This is a genomic window from Rhizobium sp. Rhizsp82, assembly GCF_047325115.1.
Lineage (GTDB): Bacteria > Pseudomonadota > Alphaproteobacteria > Rhizobiales > Rhizobiaceae > Rhizobium.
This window is the reverse complement of sequence record NZ_CP168570.1, coordinates 2,320,229-2,333,048: the sequence shown is the minus strand read 5'-3', so window position 1 is coordinate 2,333,048 and position 12,820 is coordinate 2,320,229. Positions and strand designations below refer to the sequence as shown.

12 protein-coding genes, 3 tRNA genes and 1 pseudogene are annotated in these 12,820 nt (G+C 60.9%); 1 reads left to right on the top strand and 15 read right to left on the bottom strand.

Translation table 11 applies throughout. From position 1 onward, the window contains the following. Positions 1 to 7: 7 nt before the first annotated feature. From nuoG to ACEN84_RS16340, 12 genes and pseudogenes are all read right to left on the bottom strand, one after another. On the bottom strand, positions 8 to 2,089 hold the full coding sequence (gene nuoG / locus ACEN84_RS16395; RefSeq protein WP_413709277.1) for an NADH-quinone oxidoreductase subunit NuoG: 2,082 nt from the start codon (positions 2,087 to 2,089) through the stop codon (positions 8 to 10). A 224-nt stretch (positions 2,090 to 2,313) separates the two neighbouring features. After that, the gene (locus ACEN84_RS16390; protein WP_413709276.1) at positions 2,314 to 2,934 is read right to left on the bottom strand and encodes a 5' DNA nuclease; all 621 of its coding nucleotides are present in this window, start codon (positions 2,932 to 2,934) and stop codon (positions 2,314 to 2,316) included. 3 nt (positions 2,935 to 2,937) lie between these two features. Next, a complete protein-coding gene (gene nuoF / locus ACEN84_RS16385; RefSeq protein WP_112720476.1) occupies positions 2,938 to 4,242 on the bottom strand; it encodes an NADH-quinone oxidoreductase subunit NuoF in 1,305 nt (434 codons plus the stop codon). 10 nt (positions 4,243 to 4,252) lie between these two features. Beyond that, positions 4,253 to 5,380, bottom strand: coding sequence for an NADH-quinone oxidoreductase subunit E (locus ACEN84_RS16380; RefSeq protein WP_413709275.1), 1,128 nt, complete (start codon positions 5,378 to 5,380; stop codon positions 4,253 to 4,255). A 16-nt stretch (positions 5,381 to 5,396) separates the two neighbouring features. Beyond that, positions 5,397 to 5,675 (bottom strand): hypothetical protein, encoded by a 279-nt coding sequence (locus tag ACEN84_RS16375; RefSeq protein ID WP_413709274.1) that lies wholly within the window; start codon positions 5,673 to 5,675, stop codon positions 5,397 to 5,399. Continuing rightward, positions 5,675 to 6,865, bottom strand: a complete 1,191-nt coding sequence (locus ACEN84_RS16370; RefSeq protein ID WP_413709273.1) for an NADH-quinone oxidoreductase subunit D — start codon at positions 6,863 to 6,865, stop codon at positions 5,675 to 5,677. The genes ACEN84_RS16375 and ACEN84_RS16370 overlap by 1 nt, the downstream gene beginning before the upstream one ends. Positions 6,866 to 6,941: 76 nt before the next feature. Next, a pseudogene (locus ACEN84_RS16365) lies at positions 6,942 to 7,261 on the bottom strand (four helix bundle protein). Between the two features lie 91 nt (positions 7,262 to 7,352). Further along, positions 7,353 to 7,955, bottom strand: a complete 603-nt coding sequence (locus ACEN84_RS16360; protein WP_112389671.1) for an NADH-quinone oxidoreductase subunit C — start codon at positions 7,953 to 7,955, stop codon at positions 7,353 to 7,355. Positions 7,956 to 7,973: 18 nt separating this feature from the next. Then, positions 7,974 to 8,558, bottom strand: coding sequence for a NuoB/complex I 20 kDa subunit family protein (locus ACEN84_RS16355; RefSeq protein ID WP_112389670.1), 585 nt, complete (start codon positions 8,556 to 8,558; stop codon positions 7,974 to 7,976). Then, complete coding sequence (locus ACEN84_RS16350) at positions 8,549 to 8,914, bottom strand: NADH-quinone oxidoreductase subunit A (RefSeq protein WP_112720492.1); 366 nt, start codon at positions 8,912 to 8,914, stop codon at positions 8,549 to 8,551. Before ACEN84_RS16350 ends, ACEN84_RS16355 begins: the two co-directional genes overlap by 10 nt. A gap of 245 nt (positions 8,915 to 9,159) precedes the next feature. Beyond that, positions 9,160 to 9,236 (bottom strand) — tRNA-Asp (locus ACEN84_RS16345). A gap of 49 nt (positions 9,237 to 9,285) precedes the next feature. After that, positions 9,286 to 9,362, bottom strand: a tRNA-Asp gene (locus tag ACEN84_RS16340). A 396-nt stretch (positions 9,363 to 9,758) separates the two neighbouring features. On the opposite strand from ACEN84_RS16340, the gene ACEN84_RS16335 reads away from it, so the two are divergent. Then, positions 9,759 to 9,834, top strand: a tRNA-Val gene (locus tag ACEN84_RS16335). A gap of 120 nt (positions 9,835 to 9,954) precedes the next feature. Here ACEN84_RS16335 and ACEN84_RS16330 read toward each other — a convergent pair. Genes ACEN84_RS16330 through ACEN84_RS16320 form a run of 3 tightly spaced genes read right to left on the bottom strand, consistent with a single transcriptional unit; the run spans position 9,955 to position 12,753 of the window. Beyond that, positions 9,955 to 11,286 carry an RkpR, polysaccharide export protein gene (locus ACEN84_RS16330; RefSeq protein ID WP_413709272.1) on the bottom strand — a complete coding sequence of 444 codons (1,332 nt, stop codon included), beginning with the start codon at positions 11,284 to 11,286 and terminating at the stop codon, positions 9,955 to 9,957. A gap of 13 nt (positions 11,287 to 11,299) precedes the next feature. Continuing rightward, positions 11,300 to 11,959 (bottom strand): ABC transporter ATP-binding protein, encoded by a 660-nt coding sequence (locus tag ACEN84_RS16325; protein WP_112720482.1) that lies wholly within the window; start codon positions 11,957 to 11,959, stop codon positions 11,300 to 11,302. After that, positions 11,956 to 12,753: an ABC transporter permease gene (locus ACEN84_RS16320; RefSeq protein ID WP_413709271.1), complete on the bottom strand. Its 798-nt coding sequence runs from the start codon at positions 12,751 to 12,753 to the stop codon at positions 11,956 to 11,958. Before ACEN84_RS16320 ends, ACEN84_RS16325 begins: the two co-directional genes overlap by 4 nt. Between the last annotated feature and the right edge of the window lie 67 nt (positions 12,754 to 12,820).

The following is a 12,820-nucleotide window of genomic DNA, read 5'->3' as shown; positions in this document are numbered from 1 at the left end:
CCTGCCCTTACTCTGCCGCGACTTTGAAGTTGTTGCGGGCCAATGCCGAGCACTCGGCCATGACAGCCGAGGCGCGCGCTATCGGGTTCGTCAAATAGAAGTCTTTGACCGGTGAAGCAAACCCGGATTTGTTCATCTTCCCGGCTTTTTTCGCAACTGCGGCAATTTTGGCGCTGTCGCTTTCGGCGATCTCGTCGATGGCTGCGAAATGCGGGAATGCCGCATAGAGCTTGCCGCGCAATTCGCCAAGCGAATCAAAGGGAAGCTTCTTGCCGAGCACGTCGGAGAGAGCACGCAGGATCGCCCAGTCTTCGCGAGCGTCGCCCGGTGCGAAGCCGGCGCGGTTGCCCATCTGAACGCGGCCTTCGGTGTTGACCCAGGTACCGGACTTTTCGGTATAGGCAGCAGCCGGAAGGATGACGTCGGCGTTATGCGCGCCCTGGTCGCCGTGCGAGCCGATATAGACCACGAACTTCGCAGCCTTCTTGGTGAAATCGAGTTCGTCGGCGCCGAGCAGGAAGAGCACGTCCATGGAGGACAGCATCTCTGCGGCATCGACGCCCTTGGCGCCCGGAACGAAGCCGAGGTCGAGGCCACCGACGCGCGCGGCTGCCGTGTGCAGGACGGCAAAGCCGTTCCAGCCTTCAGCAACAGCGCCGACTGCGCCTGCGAGCTTGGCGGCGCTGGCGAGGACGCCTGCGCCATCAGCGCGCGAGAGGGCGCCCTGGCCGATGATGATCAGCGGCTTCTTGGCGTCAGCGAGAACCTTGGCGAAGGCATGGTTGCCGTCGACGAGATCCTTCAGCGTATCCGGACCGGCGCCGAGATATTCGTAGTCGTAGCGCAGTTCGCCGGCTTCGCCGATCACACCGATCGGGAAACCGCCGCGGCGCCAGCGCTTGCGGATGCGGGCGTTGAGAACGGCGGCTTCAAAGCGCGGGTTGGCGCCGATGATGAGGAGCGCGTCTGCTTCTTCGATGCCCTGGATCGTCGGGTTGAAGAGGTAGCTTGCGCGGCCGAGCGACGGATCAAGTGCCGTCCCATCCTGGCGACAGTCGAGGTTCTCGGAACCGAGCGACTTCACCAGTTCCTGCAATGCGTACATTTCCTCGACGGTTGCGAGGTCGCCGGCGATTGCGCCGATCTTCTCGCCCGTCGTGCCGGCGACTGCCGTCTTGATGGCGCCGAAGGCGTCGGCCCAGGTTGCCGCCTGCAGGCGGCCGCCCTTGCGGACGTAAGGACGATCGAGGCGCTGCGTCTTCAGGCCGTCCCAGATGAAGCGGCTCTTGTCGGAGATCCACTCTTCATTGATCTGCTCGTTGACGCGCGGCATGACGCGCATGACTTCGCGGCCACGCGTATCGACGCGGATCGCAGAGCCGAGCGCGTCCATGACGTCGATCGATTCCGTCTTGTTCAGTTCCCACGGACGGGCCGTGAAGGCGAAAGGCTTGGAGGTCAGCGCGCCGACCGGGCAGAGGTCAACGACGTTGCCCTGCAGCTCGGACGTCATCGCCTGCTCGAGATAGGTGGTGATTTCGGCATCCTCGCCGCGGCCGATCAGGCCGAGCTCGGAGATGCCGGCCACTTCGGTGGTGAAGCGGACGCAGCGCGTGCAGTGAATGCAGCGGTTCATAACCGTCTTGACGAGCGGTCCGATATACTTGTCCTCGACGGCGCGCTTGTCTTCCTGGTAGCGCGAGGTGTCGATGCCGAAGGTCATCGCCTGGTCCTGCAGGTCGCACTCGCCGCCCTGGTCGCAGATCGGGCAATCCAGCGGATGGTTGATCAGCAGGAATTCCATCACGCCTTCGCGGGCCTTCTTGACCATCGGCGTGTTGGTGAAGACTTCGGGCAGTTCACCGTTCGGGCCGCCGCGGATATCGCGCACGCCCATGGCGCAGGAAGCCTGCGGCTTCGGCGGGCCACCCTTCACTTCGACAAGGCACATGCGGCAATTGCCGGCGACCGACAACCGCTCATGGAAGCAGAAACGCGGAACTTCAGCGCCGGCTTCCTCACACGCCTGGATGAGCGTGTAGTGATCCGGGACCTCGATCTCGTTACCGTCAATCTTCAGTTTTGCCATCGTCACTCAGTCCTGTTTCCCGTTCGCCGGATGGCGGCAAACAAACCTTATTCTGCAACATGACCGCTGCCAGGCGGGATTTCGTCCCCGCAAGCACCGGTGTCGCCCAAATTGTCTTTCCCCGGCCCCGGGGAACCCGAGACCCGATCGGCTTGCCTGAGCGAGGCCCCTGCCCCGTCATGCCTGCCTTATTCCCTCCGGCCGCTTGGGTCAGCCGGAAAAACTCAAACCCGCTTGCGGCGCTTCGCCGCGAGAGCCGTGGCCTGACCGCGCCAGTCGTCGCGGGCGATCCGGCCGTCGAAGCCGAGATCGGCGTCGATGCCTGCCACTTCCGCATCGCTCCAGGCTGCGATCGCAGCGAAGGTGCGGATACCCTTGGCGTTCAGCACCTGCTCCAGCTTCGGACCGATGCCGGAAATCAGCTTCAGGTCGTCAGCCTTTCTGGCACGGCTCGCCGGCTTCTTCGCAGCGACAGGAGCCGCCTTCGGCTCCGGCGTTGCGACGATCGACAAGGCCGCCTTCTTCGCAGCAGCCGGCCGGATGTTCTCCGGCTTGATGCGAACCTCAGGCTTTGCCGCTTGCGGCGGCGTCTCGTCGAGTGCTTCGGCGATCCGGCTCGTCGCTTCGAAGGCGCCTTGCAGCGCACCGAAGAAAGCGCCGGCCATCTGCGTCGAGAAACCTATGCCGACGGCGGTTGCCGCTGCCATCGCTGCGGCCGGATGGGCCATCATCGGATGGATCGGCATCGAGCGGGCATTCTCCAGCATCTCGGCAGCAAGACGGCCGAAGTCAGCCGAGAAATCGGCCGCTCCCTGCTTGTCCTTGCTGCCCGACGCCTTCGTCATCGCTTACTCCGCAGCTTCCAGAACCGCGCCATGATCCATGGCGCTGGCCGTGTACTGGTCGATACGCGCTTCGATTTCCGGACGGAAATTGCGGATCAGACCCTGGACCGGCCATGCAGCAGCATCACCGAGCGCACAGATGGTGTGACCTTCGATCTGCTTGGTGACCTGGAACAGCATGTCGATTTCGCGCTTCTGGGCGTTGCCCTTGGCCATGCGCTCCATCACGCGCCACATCCAGCCGGTGCCTTCGCGGCACGGCGTGCACTGGCCGCAGCTCTCGTGCTTGAAGAAGGCCGAGATACGGGCGATCGCCTTGATGACGTCGGTGGACTTGTCCATCACGATCGCGGCTGCCGTACCGAAGGACGAGCCGACAGCGCGCAGGCCGTCGAAGTCCATCGGGCAATCGATAATGTCCTTGGCCGGAACGATCGGGCACGATGCGCCGCCCGGAATGACGGCGAGCAGGTTGTCCCAGCCGCCGCGGATACCACCGGCGTGACGATCGACCAGCTCACGGAAAGTGATGCCCATCTCTTCTTCGACGGTGCACGGCTTGTTGACGTGACCCGACAGCATGAACAGCTTGGTGCCGACATTGTTCGGACGGCCGATCGACGAGAACCAGCCGGCGCCGCGGCGCAGGATGGTCGGAGCAACGGCGATCGATTCGACGTTGTTGACGGTCGTCGGGCAGCCGTAGAGACCCATGTTGGCCGGGAACGGCGGCTTCAGGCGCGGCTGGCCCTTCTTGCCTTCGAGGCTTTCGAGCAGTGCGGTTTCTTCGCCGCAGATGTAGGCGCCGGCGCCATGATGGACGTAGATGTCCATCGGGTAGCCGAGCTTGTTGCTCTTGCCGAGCAGGCCGTAGTCGTAGCACTCGTCGATCGCCGCCTGCAGCGCTTCACGCTCGCGGATATATTCGCCGCGGACGTAGATATAGGCAGCATTGGCGCCCATGGCGAAGCTGGCGATAACGCAGCCTTCGATCAGCGTATGCGGATCGTGGCGCATGATGTCGCGGTCTTTGCAGGTGCCCGGTTCCGATTCGTCGGCATTGACGACGAGGTAGTGCGGACGGCCGTCGGATTCCTTCGGCATGAAGGACCACTTGAGACCGGTCGGGAAGCCTGCACCGCCACGCCCGCGAAGGCCGGAAGCCTTCATCTCGTTGATGATCCAGTCGCGGCCCTTCTCGAGGATCTGCTTGGTGCCATCCCAGTGGCCGCGGCTCATCGCGCCCTTCAGGGACTTGTCCTTGAGGCCGTAGATATTGGTAAAGATGCGGTCTTTATCTTGTAACATGCTTCACCTCTTACCGCGGCTTCTTGCCGAAGACCTTGATATATTCCGCTTCACCGCCCTTGGCGAGCGCCTTGGCCTGCTTGACCCAGTCGTCGCGTTCGATGCGGCCCTTGAAATTCAAGTATCCATCGACCCATTCGCGTTCAGCCTTCTTCCACGCCGCGACTTGCGCGAAGGTGAAGATGCCGAGTTCGTTCAAAATACCTTCGATCTTCGGACCGACGCCGGAGATCAGCTTGAGATCGTCGGGGGCTGCCGGCTTCTCAATCCCTGCAGGACGGTTCTTGTCCTCCAGCGAGGGCTTTGCGGCGGCCGGAGCGGCAGCAGCCTTGGCAGGCTTCTCGGCAACAGCCGGAGCAGCTTCAGCGGCAGCGTTCTTGGCAGCAGCCTTCGGCGCCGTGTGCGGCGTCTTCAGCGTCGGATTGGTTTCTGCGTCCGTGCTCTTCGGGCGAGCCGCTTCCGACGGCGGAACGCTGACGGCGTCGGCGTCGGCCTTCTTCGCGGAAGTCTTTGCCTTTGCCTTCGGCTCTTCGCTCAGAAGCGACGTCGGGCCGCCTTCCGGCGACGAGAAGTGACGGTCGATCTGCGGGCCGGGCGTGATGCTCGCGCCGTTGCCGGCGTTGAACGTGTCGATGATCTCTTCGAGACGCTCAGGCGTCAGATCCTCGTAGGTGTCCTTGCCGATCATGATCATCGGTGCGTTGACGCAAGCCCCGAGACATTCGACTTCTTCCCAGGACAGCGTGCCTTCGGCGTTACGCTCGAACGGATGCTGGTGGATCTTGCTGCGGCAGACGCCCATCAGCTTTTCCGAACCGCGCAGCATGCAGGGCGTGGTACCGCAGACCTGAACGTGGGCGCGCGTGCCGACCGGACCGAGCTGGAACTGGGTGTAGAAGGTCGCCACCTCGAGCACGCGGATATAGGCCATATCCAGCATGTCGGCGACCTTTTCGATCGCGGCGCGCGTGACCCAACCGTCCTGCTCCTGCGCTCGCATCAGCAGCGGAATGACCGCGGACTGCTGACGGCCTGCGGGATATTTCTGGATCGTCTTATCCGCCCAGACCGCGTTTTCGTCATTGAAGGCGAATGCGGCAGGCTGGAATTGATCTTCGGCTAGTCGACGAACGGACATTCTTCCTCACGCCTTGTCAGTTTAGGGTCCCACACTGCGAAGCTGTCAATGACTGCATCTCGCATGCGTAGGCCGACTGGTCTTTCTGCAAAAACACTACGAATTTCTTGCCATTCGGTACGGCGGCCTTGATCTGGTAACCCTTGGACAAGAGCTCCCCCATCGTGGCCCGACCGCTTGGCGGCGTTACTTCATCAGAACCGAGCTTAGGGCCGAATCCCTGCGTGTTGTTGTCCTGGGCGAAAGCCGAGGCGGCAACGAGGAATGCAGCGGCCGAGAGCGCGGTGAGCTTCATCAGCGATCAACCTCACCGAAGACGATGTCGAGCGAACCGAGAACGGCGGCGACGTCGGCCAGCTGGTGACCACGGCACATGAAATCCATCGCCTGAAGGTGGGCATAGCCCGGGGCGCGGATCTTGCAGCGGTACGGCTTGTTGCTGCCGTCGGAAACGACGTAGACGCCGAATTCGCCCTTCGGCGCTTCGACGGCGGCGTAAACTTCGCCGGCCGGAACGTGGTAGCCTTCGGTATAGAGCTTGAAGTGGTGGATCAGCGCTTCCATCGAGCGCTTCATCTGACCACGCTTCGGCGGTACGACTTTGCCGTCAACAGACGAGAACGGGCCGGTCTTGGCATCCGACAGCAGGCGATTGACGCACTGCTTCATGATCTTGCAGGATTCGCGCATCTCGATCATGCGGATCAGGTAACGGTCGTAGCAGTCGCCATTCTTGCCGATCGGAATGTCGAATTCGAGATCCGAGTAGCACTCGTAAGGCTGCGAGCGGCGCAGGTCCCAGGCAGCGCCCGAACCGCGAACCATGACGCCCGAGAAGCCCCAGGCCCAGCAGTCTTCCAGCGAGACGACGCCGATATCGACGTTACGCTGCTTGAAGATGCGGTTGCCGGTCAGGAGGTCGTCGATATCGTCGAGCTTGGACGGGAATTCGTCGCACCACTTGCCGATATCCTGGACCAGATCTTCCGGGAGGTCCTGGTGAACGCCGCCCGGACGGAAATAGGCGGCGTGCATACGGGCGCCACAGGCGCGCTCGTAGAACACCATCAGCTTTTCGCGCTCTTCGAAGCCCCAGAGCGGCGGCGTCAGCGCACCGACGTCCATAGCCTGCGTCGTGACGTTCAGAAGATGCGAGAGGATACGGCCGATTTCCGAATAGAGAACGCGGATCAGCTGGCCGCGGATCGGGATGTCGATGCCGAGCAGCTTTTCGACGGCCAGGGCATAGGCATGCTCCTGGTTCATCGGTGCGACGTAATCGAGACGGTCGAAATAAGGGACCGCCTGCAGATAGGTCTTGGTTTCGATCAGCTTCTCGGTGCCGCGATGCAGCAGGCCGATATGCGGGTCAACACGCTCCACAATTTCGCCGTCAAGCTCCAGGACAAGACGAAGAACGCCGTGCGCCGCCGGATGCTGCGGTCCGAAATTGATGTTGAAGTTGCGGACGTTATGTTCTGTCATGCTGCCTGCTCCGGGCCAGATGCGCTGTCAGCTAAGCGAATGGCGAATAGCGAATAGCGAATAGTTGCATTCCGTTTCATTGCTTCTCCTGAAGATTTCGTATCAGCGCGCGCAGCATCCTGCCGATTTCGTCGCATCTGTCCGTCATCTTCCTGAACTCGACCTCGCGGTCAGTCCGACCCTTTGCGAGATGAGCATATGCGTTTCCAATTCCTTCAGCGAACCCTGGGCAATCCGCAAGAACTAAACGAAACTTCCCGTGACTTCACGGCCGTGACCTTCAGCAATGTTGGCTGCGATTGATGTCGCAGCCCTGCGGATTTGAGCAGTCAGACCGTAAGCCTCCTCCCTTGGAAATCCCTTGGTTAACTCGTAGCAATCGACAGCCAAGTCGATGGCCGCCTGCCACACCTTGAGATCTTTGTAGGAGCTTATCGTCTGCGCACCCTTTCCAACTATTCGCTATTCGCTACTCACTATTCGCTTCTTACTGTTTCGCCTTCTCATCGCCAGGCAGCACATAATCCGTGCCTTCCCAGGGCGACATGAAGTCGAAGTTGCGGAATTCCTGCTTCAGTTCCACCGGCTCGTAGACGACGCGCTTGGCGGCGTCGTCGTAGCGGACTTCGACGAAACCGGTCGTCGGGAAATCCTTGCGCAGGGGGTGCCCCTCGAAACCGTAGTCGGTGAGGATGCGGCGCAGATCGGGGTGACCGGTGAAGAGGACGCCGTACATGTCCCAGGTCTCGCGCTCGAACCAGTCGGCGCCCGGATAGACGGCGCAGGCGGACGGCACCGGCGTGTCTTCGTCGGTCGCGACCTTGATGCGGATGCGCAGGTTCTGCTTCGGAGACAGGAGATGATAGACGACATCGAAGCGCAGCTCGCGCTGCGGCCAGTCGACGCCGCAGATGTCGATCATGTTGACGAAGCCGCACTTGGCGTCGTCACGCAGGAACGTCAGCAGCGCGATCAGGTTTTCACCCGTCGTCGTCAGGGTCAATTCGCCGAACTTCAGCTGCGACGCGGCAACCAGGTTGCCACGCGCTTCCGAGATATAGGACGACAGCTCAGTGAGGGCTTCGCTCATATGTCTTGTCCTTAACCCTTACCGCTCGATCGTGCCGGTGCGCCGGATCTTCTTCTGCAGCAGGAGCACGCCGTAAAGCAGCGCTTCCGCCGTGGGGGGACAGCCCGGCACGTAGATGTCGATCGGCACGACGCGGTCGCAGCCGCGAACAACCGAATAGGAATAGTGATAGTAGCCGCCGCCGTTGGCGCAGGAGCCCATCGAGATGACGTAGCGCGGCTCGGGCATCTGGTCGTAGACCTTGCGGAGCGCGGGGGCCATCTTGTTGGTCAGCGTGCCGGCGACGATCATGACGTCGGACTGGCGCGGTGAAGCGCGCGGCGCGAAGCCGAAGCGCTCGACGTCGTAGCGCGGCATCGACAGCTGCATCATTTCGACGGCGCAGCAGGCGAGACCGAAGGTCATCCACATCAGCGAGCCGGTACGGGCCCAGTTGATCAGCTCGTCGGTCGAGGTGACCAGAAAGCCCTTGTCGGCGAGCTCATTGTTGATTTCGCCGAAGAATGCGTCATTGGCGCCGATCGGCTTGCCGGTCGAGGGATCGATAATCCCCTTCGGAGCCTGCGAAACGAGCGGCTGATTGCCGGCGGGGGTCACTCCCATTCCAGGGCTCCCTTCTTCCATTCATAGATAAAGCCGATGGTCAGCACACCAAGGAAGACCATCATGGACCAGAAGCCGAACCAGCCGATGGCGCCGAAGGAAACGGCCCAGGGGAAGAGGAAGGCGACTTCGAGGTCGAAGATGATGAAGAGAATCGACACGAGATAGAAGCGGATATCGAACTTCATACGGGCATCGTCGAAGGCATTGAAACCGCATTCGTAAGCGGAGAGCTTTTCCGAATCAGGCGCCTTGAAGGCAACGGCAAACGGCGCAATCAGAAGCGCCAGGCCGATAACGAGAGCGATACCAATGAAAATAGCGATCGGAATGTAATTACCGAGCAGTTCAGTCATCATGTTCATCCCTGCTTGCCGGCTGCGCCGGGCGGCGCAATGGGCAAATGCCCGGCAAGCGAACGTGCGTTGCAACAAGCCGTGGTTAGCGCAGGCTGAGCCACGGCGCAAGACTTTTAGAAGACCAATTCCAACTGCGATGATGCGACATTATCAAGCAGCTGCAACGATGTCGCGACAAATCCGCGTAAGTTGCGAGAGGCTGCATGGCAGCCCACCAAAATCTGCATGGCTTGGAGAAGAAATGGCGCGAGTGACGGGGCTCGAACCCGCGACCTCCGGCGTGACAGGCCGGCACTCTAACCGACTGAGCTACACCCGCGCATTGCGAAGGAAAGACCGGACAAGCACCTTTCGGCACCTCTTGAAAATGGCGCGAGTGACGGGGCTCGAACCCGCGACCTCCGGCGTGACAGGCCGGCACTCTAACCGACTGAGCTACACCCGCACTTCATTTCAAGCAATCCGGAGGCTTTCGCTTCCTTCACCGAGGCGGGCTGGCCGCTTCGATGAGCGGCTAACTAAGGGGTTCGCATTTGAGTGTCAAGCAGGTTTGGAGACAAAACGATGACAGCACAGAAATTGTTTTGGGCCACCCCCGGGACAGCCTCCAATGGCACCCCGGCACACACACGCCCACACACATGAGGGGTACAGCGCCACCGCCGAGCAGCGCGCCTCCCCTCCCCTTTTTCCACAGGTAACCGGCCCGCGGAAATCAGGGCTTACCGCAGCCGCCTTCCAAAAAAATCAAAAATTCTTCACAAACACTCTTGCGGTTTTTTCCCGATCCGCATAGATCACGGCCACCGACGCGGCGGGCCGAACAGGCTTCGTGACGCGAGGGCGATTAGCTCAGTTGGTAGAGCGCCTCGTTTACACCGAGGATGTCGGGAGTTCGAGTCTCTCATCGCCCACCATTCTTTTCCTTATGTTGTCAGATATCTGCACCTCAGGCGCATTTCGCGGCTTTGCTCACGCGCACAACGAAAAAGCGCGGCATTTGCCGCGCTTTCGATGATTCCCGCTGCCTGACGAGCTCAGGCGCGGTCGCGGATGTTGTAATAGATCATCACGCCGACGCTCCAGGCGAAGAGGCAGCCGAGCAGGACCAGAATCGAATCAAGAAGGCGCTTCGGGTATTGCGCCTCCTCCGACAGCGTCGGGCGAATGAAGGTCGCGAGATAGCGCTCCTTGCCATTCGCATCGATTCTCGCCTTCTCCAGGCTCGCCATGGCGGCCGTGTAGGCCTTCTCGGCGAATTCCTCTTCGGTAGCGAGATTCTGGAATTTTTCGATACGTCCGGCGACATCAGACGATGCGACGTTGTTGCCGGCGCCGCTGCCCAGCCGCTCCTTCTCGGTCGCGATCTGTTCGCGGATGCTGCTCATCTGCGCCTTCAAAACCTTGATACGCGGTGATTCTTCCGCCATCTGGGTCCGCGCCGTGGTCAGCGTCGTGTTCAGGCTGGCAAGCTTGCCTTCGAGTTCACCGATGATCTGCGAGGCAACCTTAGCGCCCTCGACAGGATCGACTTCCTGAGAGACGTCACGGTACTGGCGCACTTCGGTGCGCGCCTTCAGTAGCCGGTCCTCGGCGAACTTCACCTCCTGCTGGGCGCCGCGCATGATCTCTTCGCGAGCCCTGTCGGACAGCGTGTTGATCAACGCTTCGCTCCTGCCGATGATGAAATTGGTGAGGTTCTGGGCATCGTTGGGATCGAAAGCCCGAAGATCGAGTGTCATGATGCCGGAGGCGTGGTCAAAGCTGACGGCAACCATGTTGCGCCAATATTCAAGCTTGTCCTCGATCGGCAGGCCCGGCGTCAGCGAGAAGAAGAAATCCCCTCCCCGCCGCGCGAACATCTTTTCCAGATCGAAATTCTTCGAGACATCGGCGAGCATCTCTTCGCTTCTGATGTAGTCAATCAGAATGAAGCCATCCGAGACGGTGCTCGATCCGGAAGCCTGCGAGAAGATGCCGAGAATGTCGCCTGCCGAGGCCGCCTCGATGCTGCGCACCGAGAAGGAGGCCGAGCTGTGATACTGGTCGGCGGCGATGAAGGCCATGTAGAAGCTCGCCGTCGATGCCGGCACGACGACGCAGAGCGCGAAGGTGGCGGCAATGATCGCATGGCGCCATTTGACGGGCTTGAGCAGACGTTTGATGAGACCCGGCTTTGCCTTGCCCTTGACGCCCTTGCGGGCCGATCCGTCATCCGTGCCAAGCAGCAGATGCAGATTCGGGGGGGCCTTCGCGGGCACCTTCGGCTTTGCGGCAACAGGTGGATCAACTCTTACCGGTTGGCCCTCGGCACCATCGATCCGTGCAGGTGTCTTGTCCGCAGCCGGACGTCCTGGATTTTCGCTCACCTGTCCTCGCCCCTCATTTCATTCTCATATTGCGGTCATGCGCTTCGATCGCATGCTCGACATCTTCGTAATAAGTCAGTTTGCCATCTTCCAGCACGATGCCTGTGTCGCAGTAGTCGCGAATGGTCGATGTCGAATGCGATACCATGACCACATCGGAATCCTGGAGGCGATCCTCGAAGACCGCCTTGCACTTGGCCTTGAAATTCGCATCTCCGACGGCGGTAATCTCGTCGACCAAGTAGTAGTCGAAATTGACGCCCATCGATAGCCCGAAGGCCAGACGGGCCTTCATGCCCGAAGAATAGGTCGATGTCGGCGCTCTGAAAAACGGGCCGAGATCGGCAAAATCGGCAACGTAGTCGACAAGCTGTTCTGTATCGACGCCATAGATGCGCGCGACGAAACGGACATTCTGCTCGCCCGTCATACTGCCCTGGAAGCTTCCGGCAAAGCCGAGCGGCCAGGAGACCTTGGCGCGCCTGACAATACGGCCGCCATCTAGCTGGATCGTACCGGCGATGAGGCGCAGTAGCGTCGACTTGCCGGCGCCGTTGCGTCCCAGCAGTCCGACGCTCTTGCCGCGCGGCATGACGAGATTGACCCGATCGAGAATCGTCTTGTTGATCCCCTTCGCCCGCGCGTATTTGGTGGCATCTTCCAGTCTGATCATTCTTTTCTCAGAAAATGCTTGTAGCCGGTGAATGTCAGCATGCCGACGAACAGCCAGCAGGCCGTGAAGATATAGAGATAGCGCATATCCAGCAGACCGGGGTCATATTCGGAATAGAATCCGGAGCGGAACCGCATCAGCGCGTGGCAAAGAGGATTGATCAGCAGCATGTCGCGATAGGGCGGCGGAATCAGTTCTGGCAGAAAGAAGACGCCGGAGACCATGAACAGCGGCCTATTGAGAATGCCGAAAATCTGCTCGCAGATCGGCAGCCGCGGGAAGATCACGTTGTTGAACAACGCCGCGCCAAGGCCGATTAGACAGGCAAGCGCCGCCGCCTCGATAATCGCCAGCCAGTCGAGCACGAGCGGCGTCTTCAGGAACAGCGAGATCGTGCCGAGAATCAGCACGGCGACGGCCGACGTGGTTCCAAGCTGGAGCAGAAACCGCGCGAAAACCGGATCAACAGGCGCGACGTTGGGGTAGCTCAGCAGCGCCTTGTTGGATTTGACCGCGCCGTTCACATAGGTGACGACAGCCGTATAGAACTGAAAACAGATATAGCCGGTGGCGAAGAACAGCGGGAAACTGGTGCCGAGCGCCGGTTTGTGCGAAATGGCGCCAAAGATGACGGTCAGGAAGATGATATAGGCGGCCGGATCGAGAATGGCCCAGACATAGCCGCCAGGCCTACTGCCGAAGCGCGTCGCCATTTCGCGAATCAGCAGCGCGGCGACGACACGCAAATGTGAGCCGAGATAATATCCGGGGGTATGGCCTTGCGCTTGCTGCATTCCTACCATTCACCTGCCGGCGCCGCGGCATCGTCATCGATGCCGGCGCGCGAGGCTGACGGGTCAC